Source organism: Thioalkalivibrio versutus, from assembly GCF_001999325.1.
GTDB classification, from domain to species: Bacteria; Pseudomonadota; Gammaproteobacteria; order Ectothiorhodospirales; family Ectothiorhodospiraceae; genus Thioalkalivibrio; species Thioalkalivibrio versutus.
Genome location: NZ_MVAR01000018.1, coordinates 1 through 24,349, shown reverse-complemented (window position 1 = coordinate 24,349; position 24,349 = coordinate 1). Strand labels below are relative to the sequence as shown.

The window sequence follows — 24,349 nt, the reverse complement described above, 5'->3', positions numbered from 1 at the left end:
GGGATTTACCTGTGTCGAAGATCATCGATTGAGCCGCCGCGCCCAGGCGTCGGCAGCCTCCACGAGCAGGGCATGTGCCTGCCCGAATACCTCGGGGCTCTTGCCATAGGGATCAGGAACATCACGGCCCCGGCCATCTTCCAGCCAGTGACCGAAGCGCATCGTCTTGCCCAGCACCTCGGGGTGGCGCGCCCCCACTGCCTGCCGCTGCCGCTCGCTCATGACCAGCACCAAGTCGGCGTGATGCAGGAGCTCCGGCTCCACCTGACGCGCTACGTGTGCCGAGACATCCAGGCCGTCGGCCTCGGCGAGACGCCGGGCTTCAGGGTGAACGCCCTCCCCGACCAGGGCCCCAAGGCCGGCGGATTCCACCGCGCGATCGGGCAAACGATTACGCAACAGGGCTTCCCCAATGGGGCTGCGGCAGATGTTGCCAGTACAAACCACAAGAATCCGATTGAACATGGCTAGAAGTCGTCGCTGAGGTTTCGAACATCTCGCGTGGTCCGCGATGCCTGATAGACCGCGCTCACGGTGGGCAGGATCTGACTGATCACGCGATTCCAGCGCCCGAGGGGCGTGGTGGTGACATAGACGATGTCCAGCGGTTCGAGCTCGAACTCGGCCCCGAGCATCAGTGCCGAGGCATTGCGCGCGTCCAGCTGATAGACGGTCGCGAGCTTGTCGCTCTCGGGTGGTGCACGGCGGATCACGAAGATCCCGCTGGCATCCGCCCGGGTTTCGTTGAAGCCTCCAGCCTGGCTCAGCGCATCCATCAGGGTGACCTGACCACGGCCCAGGGGCAGGCGCTGAGGATCACCCACCTCGCCCATCACATAGACCTGCTGGCCGGCGGTGTCCGGGATGTGCAGGACATCCCCATCGCGCAACAGCCGGTTCTGCGACATGTCCCCATGGCGCAGCATCTCGTAGAGCGAGACGACGATTTCCTCCCCGTCCCGAGTGAGGATCACCTCATGCCAGTTGGCCGTGTCCGCCAGACCACCAGCCTGGTGGATGGCATCGAGCACCGTCTGCGGGACGTTCGTAATGGGCTGCACACCCGGCTCGCGCACCTCGCCCGTCACCCGGACCCTCTGCGAGTTGAACGCGGCGAGCCGCACCTCGACCTGGGGTTCGTTCACAAAGGCCGCCAGGTCGCGCGCAATCAGATCGCGCACCTCCGCGACCGTGCGCCCCTCCACATGCACCCGTCCGATATACGGATAGAAGATCGTGCCGTCCGAATGCACGGTGTTGCCCGATTCCACCGCCGACCGCTCGCTCCCGGCCGGGATCGTCAGCTCCGGGTGCTCATACACAATGACCGCCAGCACATCGCCACGACCCACGCGGTAGTCGTACTCGTCGACGTCCCGCACCAAATCATCGCTCGCCCGACGCAGGTCCGGCGGTACCGAGCGCTGCTCCTGCGCCCGGATCAGACCGAACGTAATCGGTTCAATGTCGACCAGATCTTCGACCGGGGCACTCGAGCTGCGCTCGGAGATATGCCCGCCAGGTGCCCAGGCACAACCGCTCAGCGCCAGTAGCGTGACCAGCGACAGGGCCCAGCGAATGGGGGTTGTCTCGTTCATGGATCATCCTCTTTCGCGCATTACCGCAACGCCTGCCGTGCCAGCAGCTGCGGGGCTTCCAGTGATCGTGGCGACCCCGGGCGGCTTGGGCCTCAAGCGGGGTGACCCTGTCACGAATGAGCAGGATCGTCGCCGAACTGGCGCAGAATATCGGCGCACCCCCCCCGGGGGACAACGCCCAAACACGAAACTTACGGGCCTGTTCACAGCTTCGGCGGATCGACCTCACGTTTCCCGGAAACGGCGTTGCAGGGCCCTGAATGGGGGTGCTTGAATCCATCGCGTTCCGTCCATCTGCGACTGTCCCGGACCTCCATCACACCGCCCGTACAGCGGGCTTGTGGTCCGGAAACAGCCGCCATTCATCCGACGAGGGAAAGGCGACATGAAAGTCCTGATCACCGGCGCGGCAGGTTTTATCGGCTCCCATTTGGCTCTGCGCCTGCTGGAACGTGGCGACACCGTGATCGGTGTCGACAATCTGAACGACTACTACGACCCGAGCCTGAAGCGGGCCCGGCTGGATCACATACGCGCCTTCCCCGCCGCCCGTCAGCACTTCGTGTTCGAACAGCAGGACATCTCCGATCGAGCGGCGGTGGAACGGGTGTTCCGCGAGCACCGGCCGCAGCGGGTGGTGAACCTGGCGGCCCAGGCCGGCGTGCGCTATTCGCTGGAGAACCCGGCGGCCTATGTCGACACCAACCTGGTCGGTTTCGGCAACATCCTGGAGGGCTGCCGGCATAACGGCGTCGAGCACCTGGTCTACGCCAGTTCCAGCTCGGTCTACGGCGCCAACACCACCATGCCGTTCTCGGTGCACGACAACGTCGATCACCCGCTGAGCCTGTACGCCGCCAGCAAGAAGGCCAACGAGCTGATGGCGCATACCTACAGCCATCTCTACGATCTGCCGGTGACCGGGCTGCGCTTCTTCACTGTCTACGGCCCCTGGGGCCGCCCGGATATGGCGCTGTTCTTGTTCACGCAGAAGATCCTGGCGGGCGAGCCGATCGACGTCTTCAACTACGGCCACCACCGGCGCGACTTCACCTATATCGACGACATCGTCGAGGGCGTGATCCACACCCTGGATCGGCCCGCGGCCCCGAACCCCGAGTGGAGTGGCGCGGCCCCGGACTCCGCGAGCAGTTCCGCGCCCTATCGCCTGTACAACATCGGCGCGCACCGTCCGGTGGAGCTGATGCACTACATCGAGGTGCTGGAGGACTGCCTGGGTCGCAAGGCCCAGAAGCACCTGCTGCCGCTGCAGCCGGGGGACGTGCCGGATACCTACGCCGACGTCGAGGCCCTGCGCGCCGATACCGGCTACGAACCAACCACCACCGTCGAGGATGGCATCGCCCGTTTCGTGGACTGGTACCTGGGGTATTACCGGGCGGCCGCCTGATGGGCATCTACCGCAAGACCCTGCAACTGCTCACCCCGGCCGAGAGACGGCGGGGCGCCCTGGTGCTCGGCATGGTGATGGTGATGGCGATACTGGAAACCGCCGGCGTGGCGTCGGTCATGCCGTTCTTGTCCGTGCTTGGAAACCCCGAACTGGTCCACACCAACCCCGTGCTCAACCAGCTCTACACCGGGCTGGGCTTCACCTCGGTGGACCAGTTCATCTTTGCCCTGGGCGCCGCAGCCTTCGCACTGATCCTGTTCTCGGCGGTGTTTCGCACACTCACGCACTTTGCGATGAACCGCTTCATCGAGATGCGCCGCCACAGCCTCGGCAAGCGACTCCTGGAGACCTACCTGCGCCAGCCGTATGCATTTTTCCTGAATCGCCACAGCGGCGACATGGCCAAAAGCATCCTCTCGGAGGTCGACCAGCTGGTACTCAATGTCTTCCGCCCCGGGATCACCATGGTGGCCTACCTGGTGGTCACCCTCGCCATCGCGGCGCTGCTCGTCATCGTCGACCCGTGGCTGGCGCTGGGAGTCGCGGTCGTCATTGGCGGCGTGTACGGCACGATCTTTGTGTTCGTGCGCGGCCTGCTCGGACGCATCGGGCGCGATCGTTCGCGCGCCAACAAGGAGCGCTTCACCGCCGCCGGCGAGGCCCTAGGCGGCATCAAGGACATCAAGCTACTGGGCCGCGAGCACGCCTACCTGTCGCGCTTCGACGCGCCGTCCAAGCGCCAGGCCCGGCACCAGGCCACCAACCAGACCATCGCCCAGGTCCCCAAATTCCTCATCGAGGCGATCGGCTTCGGCGGCATCATCGCGCTGACCCTGATCCTGTTGCACACCCAGGGCGGAACGGGTACCGATTCCCTCGGCGAGATCCTCCCGATCATCGGCTTGTATGCCTTTGCCGGCTATCGCCTGTTGCCCGCCGCGCAGCACATCTACGCCGGCCTCGCCAAACTGCGCTTCGGCGCTGCGGCGGTGGAAAGCGTGACCGCCGACCTGCGTGAACGCGAGGCCCTCGCGGAGCTGCATCGACGTGCACCGCAGCCGTTGGTCCCACGCCAGACCATCCAGCTCAAGGGCATCGACTACACCTACCCGGGCGCCCACCAGCCCGCCCTGCAGTCCATTGATCTGGAAATCCCGGTTGGCAGCTCGGTGGGCATCATCGGCACCACCGGGTCCGGCAAGACGACCCTGGTGGACGTGCTTCTGGGCCTGCTACGGCCGACCCAGGGCGCCATCCTGGTGGATGGCCAGCCCGTCACGGATGCCAACCTGCGCGCGTGGCAACAGTCCCTGGGCTATGTGCCCCAGGACATCTTCCTGACGGATTCGACCGTGGCCGAAAACATCGCGCTGGGTATCCCGGCCGCACAAATCGACCACGACCGGGTGGAACGCTGCGCCCGCATGGCGCAGGTCCACGACTTCATCGTCCAGGACATGGCGGAGCAGTACGTCACCATGGTCGGCGAGCGCGGCGTGCGCCTGAGCGGCGGTCAACGCCAGCGCATCGGCATCGCCCGCGCCCTCTACCACGACCCCGATGTCCTGGTATTCGACGAGGCCACCAGCGCCCTCGACACCACCACCGAGCGCGCTGTGATGGAGGCGATCGAGTCCCTGGCGCAGAGCAAGACCATCATCCTGATTGCCCACCGTCTGAGCACCGTGCGGGCCTGCGATCAGGTCGCCCATCTGGAGCGCGGCTCGTTCACGTCAGTGGGCCGCTTCGACGACCTGGTCACCGAACCCGGGACGACCGAGTCTCCGGTCCAGTCGATTACCGACGCTGCGCCCTCCGGCACCCACTGCTGAAGCCGGCGTGCCGATGCAAACCGAGGAAATGCCCGTGACACACGTTCAATCCCAGCCCCTGCAGATCAAGAACAGCGGACGCCTCGCGCGCACCCTTGCGCGTGCGGTGCACCTGCGCCACCTGCAGAAGTCGCGCAAGATCGCGATCCAGTGGCGCGAAAAGCTGATCCGCGCGCACGGCGAATCGGTGGTGACGCGCCCGGTCCTACAACAGATCAAGCGTTACGCCGCTCAAACCTACGGCAGCGATTCCTGGTGGCCATGGCTGGCGGCCTACACCGAGGTCCGCCGCGAGTTCATCGAGGGCTGGATCGGCGACGACTACTACACCGAACACCTCAATCCGTTGTGGAACCGCCAGGACATCCGCCGCCTGAGCGGACTCAAGACGATGGACTCCCGCCTGTTCCCGGACAGCGTCGTACCGCCCATCTTCGTGCGCGTGGGTGGCCAGTATCTGGACGCCCGGGGCACACCGGAACCGCTGGCTGCCGCCCTCGCCCGTCTCGAAGACGACAAGAGCTACGTCCTCAAGCCCGACGAGGGGCGTCAGGGCCTCGGCGTGACCTTTGCGCCCGCCGACCGCGTCGCCGAGGAACTCTCCCGGATTCCCGGCAACTGCATCGTGCAGCCCCTGATCGAGCAGCACGCCGATATCGCGAAAATCAATGCCAGTTCGGTGAACACCCTGCGGGTCCTGACCTTCCTCGATCCCGAATCCGGCGAGCTGCGCATCCTGAACCACTTTCTGCGCCTCGGGCGCGAAGGACAGCGCACCGACAACGTCTCCACCGGCGGCTATTTCGTCGGCGTGGACGGCGGAGGCTGGCTGGATGGCCACCTGCGCGACCCGGTCTGCGTCAGCATCGGTTCGGTCCACCCGGACAGTGGCACTGACGTCAAAGGCCTGCGGATCCCCAACTTCGGCGCCGTGCGCGAGCTCTGCCTGAACGCCCACCGCCGCATCCCCTATCTGCGCTTCATCGGCTGGGACGTCTGCATCCAGGCCGACGGCAAGCCCGTGATCCTGGAATGGAATGCGGAGCAAGTGGCCTGGTCGCGCAACGAGTCCTGTTTTGGCCCGTTGCTGCCCTCGGTCCCACAGGGCTATCCGCGCTAACCCAGCCAGCCGCAATCACGAGGACGTCATGCACACGATCAAACTGCTGTGGACCGGTGGCTGGGACTCCAGCTACCGCCTTCTGGACCTGGCGCTGCACCGCCAGCACCGGGTCCAACCGATTTATGTCCTGGACCCGCGACGCAAGTCCTATGTCCACGAGCTGCGCGCCATGGCCACCATCCGGGCAGGGCTGGAGTCCCGCCCGGAAGCCCGCGGGCGGGTCGCGCCGGTCCGGGTCTACCTGCGCGACGACATCCTCGCGAGCCCGGACATCACCACGCTTTATCAGCGCCTGGCCAGCGAGGTGCATGTGGGTACCCAGTACGACTGGCTGGCACGACTGTGCGCACAGGAGGGCCTGCGTGACCTCGAACTGTCGCTGACCGGTCACGAGGCCGGAACCGAGTTGCAGGAACGCTTGTTCCGCAATCCGCAGTGCGGCGATTACCGCTTTCGCGAGGACGACTTCGCCTGGGAGCTGTTCCAGTACTACCGCTTCCCGCTGCTGTCAGTAACCAAGGAGGCGATGAAGTTCGATGCCGAGGCCAAGGGCTTCCTGCCCCTGCTCGAACAATCCTGGTTCTGCCACTCGCCGATCCTGGGCCGGCCCTGTGGTCACTGCCAGCCTTGCCGCTTCTCGCGCGAGTCGAACCGGGCAATCCAGTATTCGCGCCTGGGGCCGCTCCTGGAGCTCGCACGCCGGGCACGCTCCAGCCTGCGCTTGATGCGCACCGCCGGCGCCTGAGACGCAAACGCCATGTCCCTCGCCTTTGGTGCCCTCCTTCCCTGGCTGTCCGGCCCGCGCGAATATGCCGCGTTGCGCCGCGCCGAGCGGCTCTCACTCCCTGCCCTGCAACGCCTGCAGGCCGAACGACTGGCCCGTCTCTTGATGCAGGCGCGAGACGAGGTCCCGTACTACCGCGACCTGTTGCCACCGGTGAACGTGATCGCGACTGATCCGGTTGCGGCCCTGCTGTCACTGCCCATTCTCGACAAGCACACCATCCGCCGCGAAGGCGAGCGCCTGCGTTCCGAGCGGCCACGCCCCGGACTGCGGCGCAACACCTCCGGCGGTTCGACCGGCGAGCCCGCAACGTTCTACCAGGACACCGCCTACCGCCGCTGGGGCCGCGCCACCAAGGCCCTGTTCGATGCCTGGACCGGCTACCGGCCGGGACACCGCAAGGCCGTGCTCTGGGCCGCTTCACGCGACCTGACCGCCGGGCGCGGCGTGCGCCGACTGGCCGAGCGGATGAAGAATCGCACCCTTCTGAACGCCTACTGCATGGATCCGGCCACGATGGATGCACACCTGGAGCAGCTGCGCGCGGCACCGCCCGCGCAGCTCCAGGTCTACGCGGAGAGCGGCCACGAACTCGCCCGGCACGCCCTGCGCCGGGGGATCCGCATTCAGGGTATCGGCAGCGTGCTGAGTTCGGCCGGAACCCTCTTTCCCGATATGCGCGACACCATCGAGGAGGCCTTCTCCGCCCCTGTGTTCAACCGCTACGGCTCGCGGGAGGTGGGCGACATGGCCTGCGAATGCGAACGCCACCGAGGCCTGCACGTGAACCCCCTGACACAGTTCCTCGAGATCCTCGACGACGAGGGCCGGCCGGCACCCCCCGGCACCCCGGGTCGCGTCGTGGTCACCTCGCTCACGAATCACAGCATGCCCCTACTGCGCTACGCGATCGGCGACCTGGCCAGCTGGTCGAGGGAGACCTGCGACTGTGGCCGTGAGTGGCCCCTGCTGGAGGGTGTATGGGGGCGCGTGACCGATCACCTACGCGGCGCCAACGGTGCAGTCGTATTCGGCGGCTGGCTGCGCCAGCTTCTGTACCCGGAAGACTGGATCGGGCAGTACCAGTGGGTACAGCACGCGGAGGATCACCTCCGCCTGCGGCTGATCCCTGCAGACAACAGGTCCGACAGCGAGCGCGAGCAGTCCCTGCGCGAGCGACTGGAACCCGCCATCCACCAGCAACTGGGCGCGAGCACCCGACTCGATATCGAACGCGTGGGCACGATTCCGCCCTCGGCCAGCGGGAAGCACCTGCATGTCATCAGCGAATTGCGGGAGAATCGGCGGTGAAGATCCTGCATGTGATCAATGGGCTCGGCCAGGGCGGAGCGGAACGCCAGCTAGGGAACCTGCTACGGGCCGCGCCGGATACCGGGGCGGTCTTCGCACTCAAGGAGCCCGGCGTAATGGCCGGGACCATCCGCGCGCACGGCATCCCGGTGTATTCCGGAGGACTGCGCAGCCCGCTCTCGGTGGGATGGATCGCGGCATTGCGCCGGACACTGGACGCCTATCAGCCGGATGGCGTCATGGGCTGGATGTACCACGGCAACCTTGCCGCCTCGCTCACCCGGCGCCTTGGACACCGCGGTCCGGTGTTCTGGAATGTACGCCACTCGGTGCACGACCTGGCACACGAGAAACGCGGAACCCGCTGGGTGATCCGGACCGGGGCGTGGCTGTCGCGGCATCCGGCGCGCATCGTCTACAACAGTGCGGCCGCGGCCGCGCAGCACGAGGCCCTGGGTTTTGCGTCCAGCGGTCGCGTGGTGCTGCCCAACGGCTTTGATCTGGGGCGTTTCTGCCCCGAACCCGAGGCGCCCCGTGGCCTGCGCGCGCAGCTGGGCATTGGTGCGGAAACCTGGTTGCTGGGCATGGTGGGCCGCGCCCATCCGATGAAGAACCATGCCGGACTGGTGGCCGCCCTGGCGCAACTGGTCCAGTCCGGGGTGGACGTGCACTGCGTGATGGTCGGCACCGGGGTCTCCGCAGACGACAATCCCCTGGCCCTGGCCATGCGCGAGCACGGGATGGCCCGGCACGTAACACTGCTGCCTCCGACCCCCGAACCCGAGGCCCTCTATCCAGGCCTGGATTTGCTGGTGCTGCCATCGCGCTGGGGCGAGGGCTTCCCCAACGTCGTAGGCGAGGCAATGGCCTGCGGCGTCCCCGCCGTGGTCACGGACATCGGCGATGCAGCCACCGTGGTCGGAGAGACCGGTTTTGTCTCCGCAAGCCCAAAGCCGCCGGACCTGGCCGACGCCATTCGCTACGCCGTTGGCCAGGGCCGTGAACGCCTGCGCGGTCTCGGGGGCAAGGCTCGTGCACGCATGCAATCGCATTACGCCCTCGATGCCGTGAGCGCGCGCTATCAGGCCCTGTTCCAGGATGCCCTGGCAGGCACCGCGTCCGTCTCGCCATGAGCTATACCGCGATCCCGTTCACCTTCATGGAACTGCTTCTGTCGGGCAGCTTCCTGATCATCGTGCTGGTCGCCGTGCTGTGGACGGGCCGCACCCGGGAGGGCTATCTGTGGCCACTGCTGGCGGCCCTCCTTGCCCGCATCGGCGCCGCCCTGGTGCAGCGTTTCCTGTTCCCGTTGCCCCAGGGCGGCGCCGATGCGATCAGCTTCGAACGCCGCGCCTGGTTCTGGGCCCAAAGCGGCTGCGGCAATCTCGGGGATCACTTCAGCATGGGCAGTTCCTACCTGCACAGCTGGCTGATCGCGAACATCTATGCCTGCGTCGACCGCGCGCCCCTCGCCTTCCAGGCCGTGAATATCGCCCTGGGCATGCTGACGGTCTACCTGATCGCGCGCATCGCCGAACAGCTCTGGGACCGCCAGGCGGCGGTGCGCGCCGCCTGGATCGCCGCGCTGTTCCCCATCCTGATCGTGAACGCCGCCGTGCCGTTGCGCGAGGTCTGGTTCACCGCCTTCTTCCTGCTCGGGGTGCTCTGGCTGGTGCGCTGGGTGCAAAGCCAGCGCAGCGTTTTTCTGGTGGCGGCGGTGGGGGTCTTGCTGGCCTCGGCGATCGTGCATGGCGCCGCGGTGTTTGCGATCGCCGGCATTGCGGTCGTGCTGGTCGGCTGGTCGATCAAGGAGTTTCTGCGCGCCTCGGACCTGGGCCGCATGCGCCCAGGCCTGCTGTTCGGCGGCATCCTGCTCGGCGCGGCCGGTGTCCTGGGCTTCCTGGTGATGGACGACATGCGTTTCTCCTCCATTGGTCAGCTAGGCGATGTCATGGAGCAGACCGAGACCCTGGACCAGCGGGCCGAGCGCAGCGCGCGTGGCGGCGCCGCCTATCCGTCTTTTCTCATTCCCTCCAATGATCTTCAGGCGCTGGTCCTGACGCCGGTCCGCATGGGCTATCTGCTGTTCGGCCCCCCGCTGTGGGAGGTGCGCTCCCCGGTTCACCTGATCGGCATGCTGGAGGGCTTGTTCTACTTGTCCCTGGTGCTGCTGCTGGCGGTTTATCGCCACCACTGGTGGCAACGCAAGGACTTCCGACTGCTGGTGGTGATGTTCGTCGTGCTCACGATCATTTTCGCCTGGGGCACCAGCAACTTCGGTACCGCCGCCCGCCACCGCGCGAAATTCCTCGGAATTCTGATTGCCCTGGCCGCGGGCCTGGCCGGCCGCCGCGTATGGCGCTGGGAACGCCTGCAACGGCTCACCGGGAGGCGTGCAGCGACGACCGACAATGTCACCGATCCACCCGAATCTTCCGATACAAGCCTGCCGCACCCGCGGCGTGCCTCGCCCTGATTTGCCGCGCACCCCACGCGCACCCGCCCCACTCCCGGGGCCCCTACGCACATTCACACAGGAGATTGAAAGATGGCGGAATTTGCGGCACCGGACGCCCCGCGTCTGGCCATTATTGGTCTGGGTTATGTCGGCCTGCCTCTGGCGGCCGAGTTCGGACGGGTCCTGCCCACGCTGGGCTTCGACATCGATACGGGTCGGGTCGAGGAACTGCGTGGGGGGCATGACCGCACGCGCGAAGTCTCGCGCGAGGAACTCGCCGGCGCCGAACATCTGGAGCTGACCGCAGACAGGGAGCGGCTGCGGGAATGCAATGTGTTCATCGTGACGGTGCCGACCCCGATTGATGCGCATCGCTGCCCCGATCTGGGCCCGCTACTGGCCGCCAGCCACACGGTGGGGGGCGTGCTGAAGCCGGGCGACGTGGTGATCTACGAGTCCACGGTCTACCCCGGAGCCACGGAGGAGGACTGCGCCCCCGTGCTGGCTGCCGAGTCGGGGCTGGAGCTCAATCGGGATTTCTTCCTCGGCTACAGCCCGGAACGGGTCAACCCCGGCGACAAGGAACACCGTATCCCCGACATCGTCAAGGTCACCTCCGGCTCCACCCCCGAGGTCGCCGCCTTCGTCAACGCGCTCTACACCCGCATCATCCGCGCAGGCACCCATCCGGCGGCCAGCATCCGTGTCGCCGAGGCGGCCAAGGTCATCGAGAACACCCAGCGCGACGTGAATATCGGGCTGATCAACGAACTCGCCATGCTGTTCGAGCGCCTGGACCTGGATACCGAGGCGGTACTGGCCGCGGCCGGGACCAAGTGGAATTTCCTGCCGTTCCGGCCCGGCCTGGTGGGCGGGCATTGCATTGGCGTAGATCCGTACTACCTGACGCACAAGGCGCAGGCCGTCGACTACCACCCGGAGATGATCCTCGCCGGACGCCGCACCAACGACGGCATGGGGGGGCATATCGCGGACCGCACCATCAAGGCAATGATCCGCAAGGGGTTCCCGGTCGTGGGTTCGCGCATCCTGATCATGGGTCTCGCCTTCAAGGAGAACTGTCCGGATCTGCGCAACACGCGCGTGGTGGACATCGTCCATGACCTGCACGGTTATAACGCCAACGTCGACATCTGGGACCCCTGGGTGGACGCAGCCGAGGCCCATCACGAGTACGGCCTGGACCTCCTGTCCGATACCCCGGAGCCGTCTCGTTACGATGCAATCGTCCTCGCCGTCCCGCACTGGGAGTTCGTGGAACTGGGCCCGCAGGGCGTACAGAAGTTCGCACGCGAGCGCGCGGTGATCTTCGACGTCAAATCCGTGCTCCCGCCGGAGGCGAGTGACCTGCGTCTATAAACGCTCAATCCCTCTTGGTTCGCGCTGTCTTTTCGGGGTGTCTCGCACACTTTGAGCCCCCGGAAAGATGGCGATAAACCATTGTCTTGTTTACCTTTTGCCCTCATGCACACGGACTTACGAGGTGCCTGAACGCCGCCACCCCGGAGGGGGGCGAAGCACCCTCGAGACAGGAGCGCAACGCATGCAGGAAACCGAGCATCGCCGAATCGTATCGCCCCTGCGCGGCAACACCTCCAGTGCTGCCGAGACCACCCGTCAAGGCGCGGTACGCGAACGCTGCAGCGTCGATCTGCTGATCGTGGCCGCCAACGCCCGCTCGCTGATCGCCAACCGCGGTGATCTGATCCGCGAGATTCAGGCGCGAGGGCATGGCGTGGCCGCGGCAGTCCCGCGCAAGGACTATCTACCCGAGGTCGAGGACCTGGGTATCCCGATCTACCCCTTCGACCTGGGCCGGACCGGAGTCAACCCGGTCGAAGACCTACGGACCACAATGTCCCTGGCGCGGCTGATTCGGCGGCTGCGCCCGGAGGCGGTGTTCAGCTACACCGTCAAGCCCGTCGTGTACGGCTCCCTGGCTGCACACTGGGCCGGCGTTCCGCGGGTATACGCCATGATCACCGGCCTGGGGCATGCCTTCACGACCGAGTCCTGGCGGACACGGGTGTTGCGGACCATCAGTTCGCGTCTGTACCGAACGGCACTCGCTCGTTGCGATCGCGTGTTCTTCCAGAATCCGGATGACCTGCAGGATTTCCTCGACCGCGGGGTTTTGCCCGACACCCAACGGGTGGTCCGCATCAACGGATCCGGCGTGGATGTGGAGCGCTTCGCGCGGCAGCCCCTGCCCGAGGGCGACCCACTGTTCCTGTTTGTCGGTCGCCTGTTGACCGAAAAGGGCATCCTCGAATTCGTGGAGGCGGCGCGCCAGGTCCACCAGCAATCCCCCAGCGCCCGGTTCGTCGTCGTCGGTCCCCACAACCCGGACCTGCCCCACTCGATCCCGGCAGAGCAGGTCGAGGCCTGGAAGCGCGAGGGCATCGTCGAGTTCGCAGGCGGCGTTACCGATGTTCGGCCCTGGCTCGAGAAGGCCTCGGTCTTCGTCCTGCCCTCCTACCGAGAAGGCACGCCCCGCTCGGTGCTGGAGGCGATGAGCGTGGGGCGCCCGATCATCACCACGGATGCCCCTGGCTGCCGTGAAACCGTCCTGGATGGCGAGAACGGCTTTCTCGTCCCGTCCCGAACCACTGCGCCCCTGGCCGAGGCCATGCAACGGTTTCTGGATCAGCCGGAACTGTTACCCCAGATGGCCGGGGCCTCGCGTGAGCGGGTGGAAGCGAAATACGAGGTTGGACAGGTCAATCGCGTGATTCTTCGGTCCATGGAGCTCACATGAACGCGACTCTCAAACGACTGTTCGACGTCCTGTCCAGCATGGGGGCCCTGATCCTGCTGGCACCGGTCCTGTTTCTGATCGCCGCGGCAATCCGCCTCGACAGCCCGGGCCCGGTCCTGTTCCGCCAGCGACGTATTGGCCTCCATGGCCAGCCTTTCCGGGTGCTCAAGTTCCGCACCATGGTGGATCGCGACCCGGACACCATCGACCAGCACCACGAGCAGGTCGTCAGTACCGGGATCGATCCGCGCATCACGCGTGCAGGCCGGCTGCTGCGCGCCAGCAGTCTCGATGAACTGCCACAGCTCTGGAACATCCTGCGTGGCGACATGAGCGTGGTCGGCCCCCGCCCCATCCTGCCGGAGCAGGTGGAGGTCGTCCCGCCTTCCTACGCCTCCCGTTTTTCCGTGCGGCCCGGCCTGACCGGCCTGGCCCAGGTCCGCGGTCGCCGCACCCTGGGCTGGATCCAGCAGCTCGAGGCCGATACCGAGTACGCCGCGCAGCATCACCTGCTGTATGACCTGGGATTAATCCTGCGGACCATTTACGTAGTCCTGACCGGCCAGGGGGTGTACGGCGAGGCCGGCATCAACTGGCGTACCTATCGCGATTCGTTGCGTAACCGACAGCAAGGGGACACGAAATGAACTCGACCCTGAAACACATGTTCATCACCGCCTCCGCCAACGTCGCCCGACAAGCTGAGGCAGCCGGGATCGCGCGCATCTTTGTCGATATGGAAGTCCGCGGGAAGGCCGAGCGTCAGGGCCATATGGACACGCACAAGGCGCGCCACACGCTCGAGGATGTGCGCCGCATTGCCGGCGCGTTGACGAGCGCCGAATTGATGGTTCGCATCAACCCCCCGGCATCGCAAACGCCCTCCGAAGTCCGCCAGGCGATCGAAGCCGGCGCCGACCGGCTGATGCTGCCGATGTTCACCCACATCGACGAGGTCGCGCTCTTCCTCGACGCAGTGGGCGGACAAGTGCCGGTCGCTCTGCTGGTCGAGACACCCCAGGCACTGATCCGGCTCCCCTCCTACCTGCCGCTGCTGGGGCCCGACGACCAGATTCACATCGGCCTGAATGACCTCAGCCTGGCCACCGGGCTCGATTTCCTGTTCGAACCCCTGGCCGGCGGCATGCTCGAGGCCCCTGCGGCACTGTGCCGCGAGGCCGGCGTCGCGTTCGGGTTTGGAGGCGTCGGGGCCGTGGGCAAAGGCGAGATCCCGGCGGAATCCATTCTGGGCGAGCATGTCCGCCTCGGCTCCGAATGGGTGATCCTCTCGCGCGCATTCCGCGAGGTCGTCAGTCAGGAAGACCCGGCCACCGGGGCCGCGCGCCTGCGCGGCGAACTGGGACGCCTGCAAGCGGCGGAACAACGGTTTCGCGCGGCGACGCCGGAACAGCTGGGGGAGAACCGCGACGAGGTCCGCAGCCGCATCTTCCGGCTGGCGGCCCGGCTGCACAACCGGAGTCGGGCATGCGCCTGAGCCGGACGCTGTTCCTGCAGAAGCCTGACGTCCTGCGGCAACAACAGGGCCTCATCGAAAGCCGCCTGTGCGAGGCATTTCCCAACACCGCGCTGACCTTCGCCGGGGGGCCCGACGCCGTTCCCGAGGGGCTTGAGGTCGACGCGGTCATCGCCCCCACGCTGCCCTGGCTGCCCGAGGCCCTGAACCGCCTGTCGCGCTATCAGTGGATCCATTTCCTGTCCGCCGGGGTGGAGCGAATCTGGGACATGCCCTTCCCCAAGGATGGCCTGATGATGACCAAGAGCAGCGGCGTCCATGGTGCCCCGATGAGCGAGTATGCGATCGGCGCCATGCTCTACTTCGCCAAGCACTTCGATCGTTTCAACGAGCAAAGCCGCCAGAAACGCTGGGAGCGCAGCTGGCTTGGGGAACTGACCGGACGCACCGTCATGGTGCTCGGCATGGGGCACATCGGCGCGCTGGTAGCCCGCCGCGCCCAGGCGTTCGACATGCGTGTGATCGGCGTCCAGCGCAACCCGCGGGCCCATGACCATGCCAGCGAGGTCATCCCGCTGGACGCTGTGGAAAAACGTCTATCCGAAGTGGACTACCTGGTCGTCTGCCTGCCCCTCACGCCGGGCACTCACCACCTGGTCGCCGAGCCCCAGTTGCAGCACCTGAAGCCCGGCGCGGTTCTGGTGGACATATCGCGTGGCGGCGTGGTGGATCAGCGGGCCCTGACCCAGGCCCTGGACACGGGCCACTTGCGCGGCGCCGCACTGGATGTCTTCGAGGAGCAGCCCCTGCCCGCGGGCTCGTCCCTGTGGAACCGGGAGAATGTCCTCGTCACTCCACACGTCTCGGGAACCTCGCCGCACTATATGGAGCGCGCCCTCGAGATCTTCGTGCGCAACGCCCGCGCGCTTGAACAGGGCCACGCCCCGATCACGCCGGTCGATCCCGCCGCCGGCTACTGACTGCCGCCCGACAAAACGCGGCTCCGCAAGAGCCCTGCTCGTTTCTCTCGCACTTCCCTTCCTGCAAGTATGCGGGCCCGGAGAACATCACTCGCCCCCCCCAGGGGGGCGTGGATCCATCCGCACGGCCGCGGAAGAGTCGACCCCACTTGCCGGGACGCCGCGCCTGGTCCTGGAAAGACCCGGTCCTGGAAAGAATCGGGCGCCAACGCGCCCCCCCGAATGGATCCGCTCGGCCTGCCACCACGCTATATCGCGCCACCACAGGGCCTCTTACCTTGCGCACCGTGGCCAAAATGGGGCGGAAAGGTGACTGGCGACAGCCCGCCCGCGAAGCCACCCGGGCGTTACTTCCCGAGCCACATCCGCGGACCGGCAAGCGGTACGGACATGACACTGGAAAGGTACGGAGGTGCCGACGCCAGTGCATTGGCAACCCGCGTGACCGCACCGAAGGCCGCGAGTCATCCACGACGGTATGCGAGGTGCACGACCACCGGACCGTGATCCACCGCATCACCTACCGCGAAGCGGGCGCGGCCGTTCGCGCATAGGTCACCACTGCAGGGCGCACCGGAGCCGGAACCGGTCGTGGCGGGCGGGACGGTGCCGGGGCACTGTGCGTTGCCTCTTCCTCGCTCCCGGGCTTGTACCCATCCACGACCCGGCGCAGTGTCTCGAACGCGACCCGGGCATCCCGCTCGTGGTCGGCCTGCTTCAACGCTTGCAATGCCTGGGCGAGTACATCCGCCGCCACACAGGTCTCGCGGGCGCGCATGATCTTGGCGTGAGGCGTCGCCTCCACGTTATCTCCGATCAGCAGCTCCTCATAGAGCTTTTCGCCGGGACGCAGGCCCGTACAGGTAATGGCGATGCCTTCTCCCCCGGCGGCCTCGTCCTCGCGCACCTGATGGCCATGCAGGCGAATCATGCGCCGGGCCAGGTCGATGATCCGGACCGGTTCCCCCATGTCGAGGACATAGACCTCGCCACCCTCGGCCATCGCGCCGGCCTGAATCACCAGCTCGGCCGCCTCCGGAATGGACATGAAGTAACGGGTAATCTCGGGGTGGGTGACCGTCACCGGCCCCCCTTCGCGTATCTGCCGGTGGAATAGCGGGACCACGGAACCGGACGAACCCAGCACATTGCCAAACCGCACCATGCTGAAGACCGTCGCATTCTGGCGCCGCGCCCGATCCTGCAGGACCATCTCGGCCAGGCGCTTGCTTGCACCCATGATGTTGGTCGGACGCACGGCCTTGTCGGTGCTGATCAGGATAAAGCGCTCGACTCCCGCGCTGATCGCTGCATCGGCTACCACAGCCGTACCCAGCGTGTTGTTGCGCAGGCCCTCGAGCAGGTTGCCTTCAACCAGCGGCACATGCTTGTAGGCGGCGGCATGATAGAGCGTCTGCACACCGTGCTCGCGCAGGACCTCGGCGACCCGCGCGCGGTTCGCGACCGATCCGAGCACGGCGTGCACCGCCACCTCCGTCTGCATGCCGGAACGACGCTCCGCGAGTTCCTGCTCGATCCGGTAGAGCGCGAACTCGTTACGTTCAAAAAGCACCAACGCGGCCGGCTCAAGGCTGAGGATGCGCCGACACAACTCCGAACCGATCGAACCACCGGCACCGGTCACCATCACTACACGCCCCCGGATGCTTCGGGCCAGCAGGGCCTCGTTGGGCGGCACCGGATCGCGCCCAAGGAGATCCGCGATATCGAGATCCTCCAGTTGATCCAGCGGTGCCTGCCCCGACACCACCGCCTCCAGCGATGGCACCGACTGCACATGCAACGGATACGGTTCCAGCCATTCGAGGATACGCCGGCGATCGGCTCGACTCGCCGATGGAACGGCCAGCAACACGCGCGCGACACCGCACTGGTCCACAAGAGTCTCCAGGGCCGCGGGCCCGCATACCGGGATATCGTCAATGGCACGCCCCTGGACCGCCGGATCCTCGTCGATGAACGCCATCACGCGGAAGCGTCCACTGGACTGCAACCCGGACGCCAGCTGAATACCCGCCTCGCCAGCACCGAAGACCACCACGCGCTCACTCCCCGATCGCGCATCGGAGACCGCCTGATACCAGCTACGCACCAGAGATCTCCCGGCCGCCACCAGGGCAAAGGCCAACAGGGCAAAGTTCACCGAAATCGCTCCGAAGAAGCCGGGTGTCTGCGTCAATTCGGTGGACGCCCAGATCATCACCGCGAGCGCCAGCACACCGACGATCACGGCCTTGAACGCCCGAGCCCCCATGAAGCGCACTACCGTCCGGTAGAGCCCCAGCCGGGCAAACACCAGAATACCGACCGCCGAAACCAGCGGGAAAAGCCACCAGGCCTCGACCATCATGGCCGGAAGCGGCTGCCCGGTGCGGATTACAAACGCCAGCCACAGGGCAAGGGGCAGCATCGTGCTGTCTGCCAGCACCATCAACCCCTGCTTCGCGCCACGCGGCAGCTGCAGCAGGTTTTCAAGACTACGATCCAGTAACGCCATCGTATGGCCTCCCTTCGTGTCATCGATCGGATCACGAGGCAGAACAACGACGTTTTCATGTCGCCGTTCGCCGCAAGCGAGAAGGGAGGCTACCAGTGCAATCACCGGACATCTGGGGGGGGAATCACGCTGTAGGGGACGCGACTGAGGGCGTCGTCACGCTATCCGGACGTCCCTCCGAAAGAGCCGGAGAATACCTTCCGTATGTCACAGGGGGATCGCCGCGACGGGCACCTCAAGGAGACACAGATCAGACGGAAGAAGAGAGAGCAGCCACGAAACGCGGGCTCATGCCCCATGCGCACCCACACGGCTTCGAGCCCGATCAATCGAGCGTCACCAAGGTATGCAAGGGTCTGGAAAGAAATGGTGGGCCGTGTAGGAATCGAACCTACAACCAATGGATTAAGAGTCCACTGCTCTACCAATTGAGCTAACGGCCCCCTGAACAAAAAAGGGGGTGGGGTGACCGATGGGACTCGAACCCACGACAACCGGAGTCACAATCCGGGACTCTACCAACTGAGCTACGGTCACCACCGTGTCACTGTACAGCTACTTGCGCGAAGGGCGGCCCTGGCGCGCCCGGCAGGACTCGAACCTGCAACCGTCGGCTTAGAAGGCCGATGCTCTATCCGGTTGAGCTACGAGCGCGTTACCGCCGAGCATTGAGGCCATGGCGCCTGATCCGAGCCTGCCGGAAAACCGTGGCCGGGAGCCATGGTCGGGGTAGAGGGATTCGAACCCCCGACATCCTGCTCCCAAAGCAGGCGCGCTACCAGACTGCGCTATACCCCGTCGAGCCGTCCCCGCTAAAGGGCCTACACAGCGAGCGCAGGATGGTAGCCCCGCGAGGGGTTCGCGGTCAACATTCATCAACAGATTCCGCCTGCAATGCCCTCCCCTCGGGCGCGGCCCCGTGCTAACGTCGGCTTGGGACGTTCGCAGGGTCGCGAGCGCGGAGGGGACGGATGCTCGACTGGGTAGCCAACACAGCCATTGTATTGGGGGCAAGCGGCCTCCTGTATGCCCAATGGACACTCGCCCGGCTGCTGCGCGAACTCCCCGAGAGCCGGGTCCGCACCGGCTGGAAGATGATGTTCTTTCTGGTCCCGGTCTTTATCCTCGGCTATTTCGGCTACATCCCGCTGAACTGGGGGCTCTACGAGGGCCTGCCCGACCTCCTGGTGCCGGCCATCTTCCTCCTCGGGGGCTGTTTCGTCTGCACCGTGGTCGGTCTGACCCATAGCTCGGTGGAGAAGATCCGCCACATTACGCGGCTGGAACACGAATCCATCACCGACCCGCTGACCGGCCTGTTCAACCGCCGGCACATGGATCGCCGGCTGGACGAGGAGGTATCCCGCGCCCGGCGCTACGGCCAGCCATTGTCCGTCGTGATGCTGGATATCGACCAGTTCAAGCCGATCAATGACCGCCTGGGCCACCTGATCGGGGACTACATCCTGACGACCCTGGCCGAACGCATGCAGCAGGTCCTGCGGCGCTCCGACCTTGCCGCGCGCTTCGGCGGGGAGGAGTTCGTCGTCGTCGCCCCGCATACCGACCTCGAGGCAGCCATGGCGCTGGGCGAGAAGCTGCGCGAAGCCATATCCGGCCACCCGATCACCCTGACCGGGCACCAGGCCGCCCCGCCCTGCGCACCGGATACCCTGACGGTCACGGTCAGCGTCGGCATCGCCAGCCGCGACGCGAACCCGAGATCCAGGGACACCGCCGAGACCCTGATTGCCCGCGCCGACGACGCGCTCTATCGCGCCAAACAGGACGGGCGCAACCGCTGCGAGGCCAGCGCGCCCACCAGCGGGCTCTCGGTGGCCCTTTAGAAAACACGCCGCGCGCGATGGCTGCGCGGATCCAGCGGTGCTCCACGCCGCATGCCGCATCCGCCCGGCAAATCGCTTGAGCCCCCGCGCCCGCCATGGGAAGATCGCGGGCGTTCCCCCGGAGGCGAGACCCCATGACGGCCCAGATCATCGACGGACGCGCGATTGGCCAGACCCACCGCGCAAGAATCGCGACCGAGATCGAATCCATGACCGCCCGCGACCTGCGTCCGCCGGGCCTCGCCGTGGTGCTGGTCGGGACCAACCCGGCCTCCGAGGTCTATGTGCGCAACAAGCGCAAGGCCTGCGAACAGGTGGGCGTGGTCTCCCACTCCTATGACCTGCCCGCGGGCACGCCGCAGACCGATCTGCTAGCGCTGATCGACCAGCTCAATGCCGACCGCACCATCGACGGCATCCTGGTCCAGCTGCCGCTGCCGGATCACATCGACCCCGAGACGGTGATCGAGCGCATCTCCCCGGCCAAGGACGTGGACGGCTTCCACCCGTACAACGTCGGCCGCCTGGTGGCGCGCGTGCCGCGCCTGCGCCCCTGCACCCCCTGGGGTGTCATCCAGCTGCTGCGGCATATCGAGGAACCGTTCAAGGGCCGCACGGCCTGCGTGATCGGCGCCTCCAATATCGTCGGCCGACCCATGGCCCTGGAACTGCTGCTGGCCGGTGCGACCCCGACCATCTGCCATCGCTTCACCCCGGATACCGCCGCCATTGCACGGCACTCCGACATCGTGGTCGCAGCGGTCGGCAAGCCCGGCCTGGTCAAGGGTGACTGGATCAAGCCCGGCGCCACGGTGATCGACATCGGCATCAACCGCCGCGACGACGGTACCCTGACCGGCGACGTGGAGTTCGACGCCGCCGCCGAGAAGGCCGCCTGGATCACGCCCGTGCCGGGCGGGGTCGGCCCGATGACCGTGGCGATGCTGCTGGACAACACCCTGCGCGCCCGCGCCTTCGGGACCCACGAAGCGGCCTGAACGATGGCGTCCAGCGCCCGCCTGCGGGCGGGCGCTTGCTTCTCGCGGGTTCAGCCCGCTGCGTGACGACGCGCGGCCTCCAGCCGCAGACGCACGCGTTCGCGCCCCAGATACTCCCAGATACGCGGCAGCTCCGGCCCAAAGGTCTGCCCGGACAACGCCGCCCGCAACGGCATGAACAGCTTGCGCCCCTTGCGTTCGGTGGCCTGCCCCACCGCCTTGGCCAGGGCGGGAAAATCCTCGGCCGCATCCAGCGCCTCCAGCCCCGCGCTAAAGAACTCCGCGCCGGCGGCCGTCAGTTCCTCGCGCGCGGCCGCGCTGTACGGCGCCGGATCGGCGGCGAACGCCGCGACCCACAGTGGCGCCTCCTCGGCGCGGGTGATGTTGTCGCGCAGCAGCCGCGCCAGCGCCGGGCGCTGCTCGGCGGCCACCGCCTCCAGCACCCCCGCCGCCTCCAGGTAGGCCTGCATCTCGGCATCCGAAAGGCTGCGCAGGGCCTCTGACTGCCAGTGATCCAGCTGCTGCGGATCATGCCGCGCCGCGCTGTGACCAATACGCTCGGGGCTGAATCCGGCCGCCAGCTCCGTGGGCGACAGCAGGGCATCGCTCTCGTAGCGATGCCCAAGACGCGCCAGGTGGTTCAGGATCGCGACCGGCAGATAGCCCTTCGTCCGCAACTCCTCGACGCTCGCGGAACCATTGCGCTTGGACAGCGGCGCCCCGTCCTGCCCCATCACCAGCGGCAGGTGGTGATACGCGGGTGCCGCGAGGCCCAGCGCCTCCAGCAGCAGCATCTGCCGCGGCGTGTTGGCGATATGGTCCTCGCCGCGCACCACGTCGGTCACGCCCATCAGGGCATCATCGATCGCGTTGGAGAAGAAAAAGGCCGGCGTGCCGTCGGAGCGACGGATCACGAAATCGCCGATCTCGTCGGTGCGGAAGCTGACCGGGCCGCGCACGCCATCCTCGAAACGCACCGTCCGGCCCAGTGGCACACGGAAGCGCAGCGTCGGCTTCTGGCCCTCGCCCTCGCGCCGGGCAACCTCCTCGGCACTCAGCTGGGCACAGGTCCCGGGATAGCGCGGCGGCTTGCCCTGCGCGCGCATCCGCTTGCGCCCGCGTTCCAGCTCGGCGGACGAACAAAAGCACGGGTAGGCCAGACCCTGTTCGGTCAATTGCCGGTAATAGCCATCATAGAGCTCGCCCCGCTCCGACTGCGCGTAGGGGCCGGCATCGCCCCCGGCGCCAAAGCCTTCGTCCCAGTCCAGCCCGAGCCAGCGCAGATCGCGCTGCAGCGCGTCGACGAACTCCGGGCGCGAGCGCTCGGCGTCGGTGTCCTCGATGCGCAACAGGAAATGCCCTCCGCGCGAACGGGCCCGCAGCGCGCTGAACAGCGCCGTGCGTACATTGCCCAGGTGCAACAGGCCGGTGGGACTGGGGGCGAAGCGGGTGCGGATTATCGAGTTCGTCATCGCGCGCATGGTAGCGGAGCGTCCACCGGCTCACCAGCGCCTCGCCCTCACGCCCACACACACTTCCGGCATGCTGGCAGGCCTTGCCAGTGGCGGGTACCATTGCCGGTCTTATCTTCCGGAGGTCAGTCCAATGCAACGCATCCGCACCCGGCTCGGCGTCGTGCTGGCCACCCTGCTGATCACCCTCTTTACATCAGGAGCCCTCATGGCCGACACCCATCCGCAGGTCGCAATCGAAACCAACCACGGCCGCATCGTGCTGGAACTCAACGCCGAAGCCGCCCCGGAGACGGTCGCCAACTTCCTCTCCTACGTGGATGATGGCTTCTTCGACGGCACGATCTTTCACCGCGTGATCCCGGGCTTCATGGTCCAGGGCGGCGGCTTCGACAAGGATATGAACCAGAAGTCCGCGGGCGAGCCGATCCGCAACGAAGCGGACAACGGCCTGCAGAACGAGGTCGGTGCGATCTCCATGGCGCGCACCCAGGACCCGCATTCCGCCACCGCCCAGTTCTTCATCAACGTGAACGACAACGACTTCCTGAACCACACGGCCCCGAACGCGCAGGGCTGGGGCTATGCCGTATTCGGCAAGGTCTCCGAGGGCATGGACGTGGTGCGCAAGATCGAGGCCCTTCCCACCGGCCGCGCCGGCATGCACCAGGACGTACCGCAGGAGCCGGTCGTGATGGAAAGCGTCAAGCGCGTCGAGGACTAACCTCTTCGTGAGTGCCCGCGCGCCGGCCCTGGTCATCTCCGACCTGCATCTGGATCGCGAACCCGGCCCCCTGCTCGAGGCCACGCTCGCCTTCCTCGAAGGGCCGGCGCGCGCGGCCTCCTCCCTGTACATCCTCGGCGACCTGTTCGAGTACTGGGTCGGCGACGACGCCGGCTTTCCCGCTGCCGAACGGCTCGCCGCAGGCCTGAAGACCCTGGACATCCCGGTGGCCTTTATCCATGGCAATCGGGATTTTCTCGTGGGCGAGGCCTACGCCGCGCGCGCGGGGATGCAGCTGGCTCCCGACCCCCTGCATGCGGCACTGCCCTGCGGCCCTGCCGTACTCCTGCACGGTGACTCCCTGTGCACCGACGACACCGAGCACATGGCGTTTCGTCAGCAAGTACGCAGTGGGGAATGGCAACGGGCGTTTCTCGCCCATCCGCTGGAAGAACGCATCCGCCAGGCCGAAGCCATGCGCGCCGCCAGCCGCGACAAGGGTCAGATGAAAGCCGCCGCGATCATGGACGTCAATGCCGAGGCAGTCGCCAACACCTTCCGTGACGCCGACGTCCCGCTGATGATCCACGGCCACACCCACCGCCCAGCGATCCATGAGCTGACCGTCGACGGCCAGCCACGCCAACGCTGCGTCCTGCCCGCCTGGGACGAACACCCCGGCTACCTGGAAATCAGCGCGACCGGCCCCGTCCTGCGCCAGCTCGACGGCTCGCCCTACCCCGAACACCTCCTCTGCACCTGATCGAATCCGCCACAGCGAGTGTTGTGGGAGCGGGCTTGCCCGCGAACGCCCCCACCAAGCCCTAATAGACAGGCCACAGGGTCCCGAATCGTATCCGTACGAAGATAGCCTTTTACGTCGAGGCTAGGCCTGGTTCGGCAACCGGTGTTTACGGTGGCTCCGGTCCGCCGCCTGCCGAGCGCTGACTCGCCAGCGCGCCCCGAGGTCCTTTCTTGCTTGCCCAAGAAAGGACCCAAAGAAGGGCACCCGGATTCCGCCCGGGAACCTCGCTCCG

The 24,349-nt window shown here is 66.5% G+C and carries 20 protein-coding genes and 4 tRNA genes; 16 read left to right on the top strand and 8 right to left on the bottom strand.

Annotation, left to right across the window (positions count from 1 at the left end; genetic code table 11):
• Positions 1-21: 21 nt before the first annotated feature.
• Both B0684_RS06655 and B0684_RS06650 read right to left on the bottom strand, forming a co-directional pair.
• Positions 22-465, bottom strand: coding sequence for a low molecular weight protein-tyrosine-phosphatase (locus B0684_RS06655; RefSeq protein WP_077276996.1), 444 nt, complete (start codon positions 463-465; stop codon positions 22-24).
• A gap of 2 nt (positions 466-467) precedes the next feature.
• Positions 468-1,598 carry a polysaccharide export protein gene (locus tag B0684_RS06650; RefSeq protein WP_018168403.1) on the bottom strand — a complete coding sequence of 377 codons (1,131 nt, stop codon included), beginning with the start codon at positions 1,596-1,598 and terminating at the stop codon, positions 468-470.
• A 385-nt stretch (positions 1,599-1,983) separates the two neighbouring features.
• Between B0684_RS06650 and B0684_RS06640 the strand changes: the two genes are divergently transcribed.
• From B0684_RS06640 to B0684_RS06585, 12 genes are all read left to right on the top strand, one after another.
• Entirely contained in the window at positions 1,984-3,009 is a 1,026-nt protein-coding gene (locus B0684_RS06640) for an NAD-dependent epimerase (RefSeq protein ID WP_018176093.1), read from the top strand.
• Entirely contained in the window at positions 3,009-4,844 is a 1,836-nt protein-coding gene (locus B0684_RS06635) for an ABC transporter ATP-binding protein (protein ID WP_018168171.1), read from the top strand. The genes B0684_RS06640 and B0684_RS06635 overlap by 1 nt, the downstream gene beginning before the upstream one ends.
• A 34-nt stretch (positions 4,845-4,878) precedes the next feature.
• Positions 4,879-5,964 carry a sugar-transfer associated ATP-grasp domain-containing protein gene (locus B0684_RS06630; protein ID WP_026304766.1) on the top strand — a complete coding sequence of 362 codons (1,086 nt, stop codon included), beginning with the start codon at positions 4,879-4,881 and terminating at the stop codon, positions 5,962-5,964.
• A gap of 28 nt (positions 5,965-5,992) precedes the next feature.
• On the top strand, positions 5,993-6,712 hold the full coding sequence (locus B0684_RS06625; protein WP_018176094.1) for a hypothetical protein: 720 nt from the start codon (positions 5,993-5,995) through the stop codon (positions 6,710-6,712).
• A 12-nt stretch (positions 6,713-6,724) separates the two neighbouring features.
• Positions 6,725-8,062: a phenylacetate--CoA ligase family protein gene (locus B0684_RS06620; protein ID WP_018176095.1), complete on the top strand. Its 1,338-nt coding sequence runs from the start codon at positions 6,725-6,727 to the stop codon at positions 8,060-8,062.
• On the top strand, positions 8,059-9,195 hold the full coding sequence (locus tag B0684_RS06615) for a glycosyltransferase (protein ID WP_018176096.1): 1,137 nt from the start codon (positions 8,059-8,061) through the stop codon (positions 9,193-9,195). Before B0684_RS06620 ends, B0684_RS06615 begins: the two co-directional genes overlap by 4 nt.
• Entirely contained in the window at positions 9,192-10,538 is a 1,347-nt protein-coding gene (locus tag B0684_RS06610) for a hypothetical protein (RefSeq protein WP_018168166.1), read from the top strand. The genes B0684_RS06615 and B0684_RS06610 overlap by 4 nt, the downstream gene beginning before the upstream one ends.
• Positions 10,539-10,610: 72 nt before the next feature.
• Positions 10,611-11,900, top strand: a complete 1,290-nt coding sequence (locus tag B0684_RS06605) for a nucleotide sugar dehydrogenase (protein WP_018144029.1) — start codon at positions 10,611-10,613, stop codon at positions 11,898-11,900.
• A 184-nt stretch (positions 11,901-12,084) separates the two neighbouring features.
• On the top strand, positions 12,085-13,299 hold the full coding sequence (locus tag B0684_RS06600; RefSeq protein WP_018176097.1) for a glycosyltransferase family 4 protein: 1,215 nt from the start codon (positions 12,085-12,087) through the stop codon (positions 13,297-13,299).
• On the top strand, positions 13,296-13,946 hold the full coding sequence (locus tag B0684_RS06595) for a sugar transferase (protein WP_018168165.1): 651 nt from the start codon (positions 13,296-13,298) through the stop codon (positions 13,944-13,946). The genes B0684_RS06600 and B0684_RS06595 overlap by 4 nt, the downstream gene beginning before the upstream one ends.
• Positions 13,943-14,794 (top strand): aldolase/citrate lyase/malate synthase family protein, encoded by an 852-nt coding sequence (locus B0684_RS06590; RefSeq protein WP_018144032.1) that lies wholly within the window; start codon positions 13,943-13,945, stop codon positions 14,792-14,794. The genes B0684_RS06595 and B0684_RS06590 overlap by 4 nt, the downstream gene beginning before the upstream one ends.
• Positions 14,785-15,753 carry a D-2-hydroxyacid dehydrogenase gene (locus tag B0684_RS06585; protein ID WP_018168164.1) on the top strand — a complete coding sequence of 323 codons (969 nt, stop codon included), beginning with the start codon at positions 14,785-14,787 and terminating at the stop codon, positions 15,751-15,753. The genes B0684_RS06590 and B0684_RS06585 overlap by 10 nt, the downstream gene beginning before the upstream one ends.
• Before the next feature lie 520 nt (positions 15,754-16,273).
• Here B0684_RS06585 and B0684_RS06580 read toward each other — a convergent pair.
• From B0684_RS06580 to B0684_RS06560, 5 genes are all read right to left on the bottom strand, one after another.
• On the bottom strand, positions 16,274-18,271 hold the full coding sequence (locus B0684_RS06580) for a polysaccharide biosynthesis protein (protein ID WP_018176098.1): 1,998 nt from the start codon (positions 18,269-18,271) through the stop codon (positions 16,274-16,276).
• Positions 18,272-18,638: 367 nt separating this feature from the next.
• Positions 18,639-18,714: transfer RNA gene (locus B0684_RS06575), tRNA-Lys, on the bottom strand.
• A gap of 18 nt (positions 18,715-18,732) precedes the next feature.
• Positions 18,733-18,808, bottom strand: a tRNA-His gene (locus tag B0684_RS06570).
• A gap of 40 nt (positions 18,809-18,848) precedes the next feature.
• Positions 18,849-18,925: transfer RNA gene (locus B0684_RS06565), tRNA-Arg, on the bottom strand.
• A gap of 67 nt (positions 18,926-18,992) precedes the next feature.
• Positions 18,993-19,069 (bottom strand) — tRNA-Pro (locus tag B0684_RS06560).
• Between the two features lie 173 nt (positions 19,070-19,242).
• Here B0684_RS06560 and B0684_RS06555 point away from each other — a divergent pair.
• Together B0684_RS06555 and folD are read left to right on the top strand one after the other, a co-directional pair.
• Positions 19,243-20,118 carry a GGDEF domain-containing protein gene (locus B0684_RS06555; protein WP_018176099.1) on the top strand — a complete coding sequence of 292 codons (876 nt, stop codon included), beginning with the start codon at positions 19,243-19,245 and terminating at the stop codon, positions 20,116-20,118.
• A 134-nt stretch (positions 20,119-20,252) separates the two neighbouring features.
• Positions 20,253-21,116, top strand: coding sequence for a bifunctional methylenetetrahydrofolate dehydrogenase/methenyltetrahydrofolate cyclohydrolase FolD (folD, locus tag B0684_RS06550; RefSeq protein ID WP_018144036.1), 864 nt, complete (start codon positions 20,253-20,255; stop codon positions 21,114-21,116).
• Positions 21,117-21,166: 50 nt separating this feature from the next.
• Here the strand turns inward: folD and gltX are convergent, their stop codons facing one another.
• Entirely contained in the window at positions 21,167-22,597 is a 1,431-nt protein-coding gene (gene gltX, locus B0684_RS06545; protein ID WP_018176100.1) for a glutamate--tRNA ligase, read from the bottom strand.
• A gap of 199 nt (positions 22,598-22,796) precedes the next feature.
• Here gltX and B0684_RS06540 point away from each other — a divergent pair, with 199 nt between their 5' ends.
• Both B0684_RS06540 and B0684_RS06535 read left to right on the top strand, forming a co-directional pair.
• A complete protein-coding gene (locus tag B0684_RS06540) occupies positions 22,797-23,312 on the top strand; it encodes a peptidylprolyl isomerase (protein WP_026304767.1) in 516 nt (171 codons plus the stop codon).
• A gap of 7 nt (positions 23,313-23,319) precedes the next feature.
• Complete coding sequence (locus B0684_RS06535; RefSeq protein ID WP_018649740.1) at positions 23,320-24,075, top strand: UDP-2,3-diacylglucosamine diphosphatase; 756 nt, start codon at positions 23,320-23,322, stop codon at positions 24,073-24,075.
• Positions 24,076-24,349: the final 274 nt, after the last annotated feature.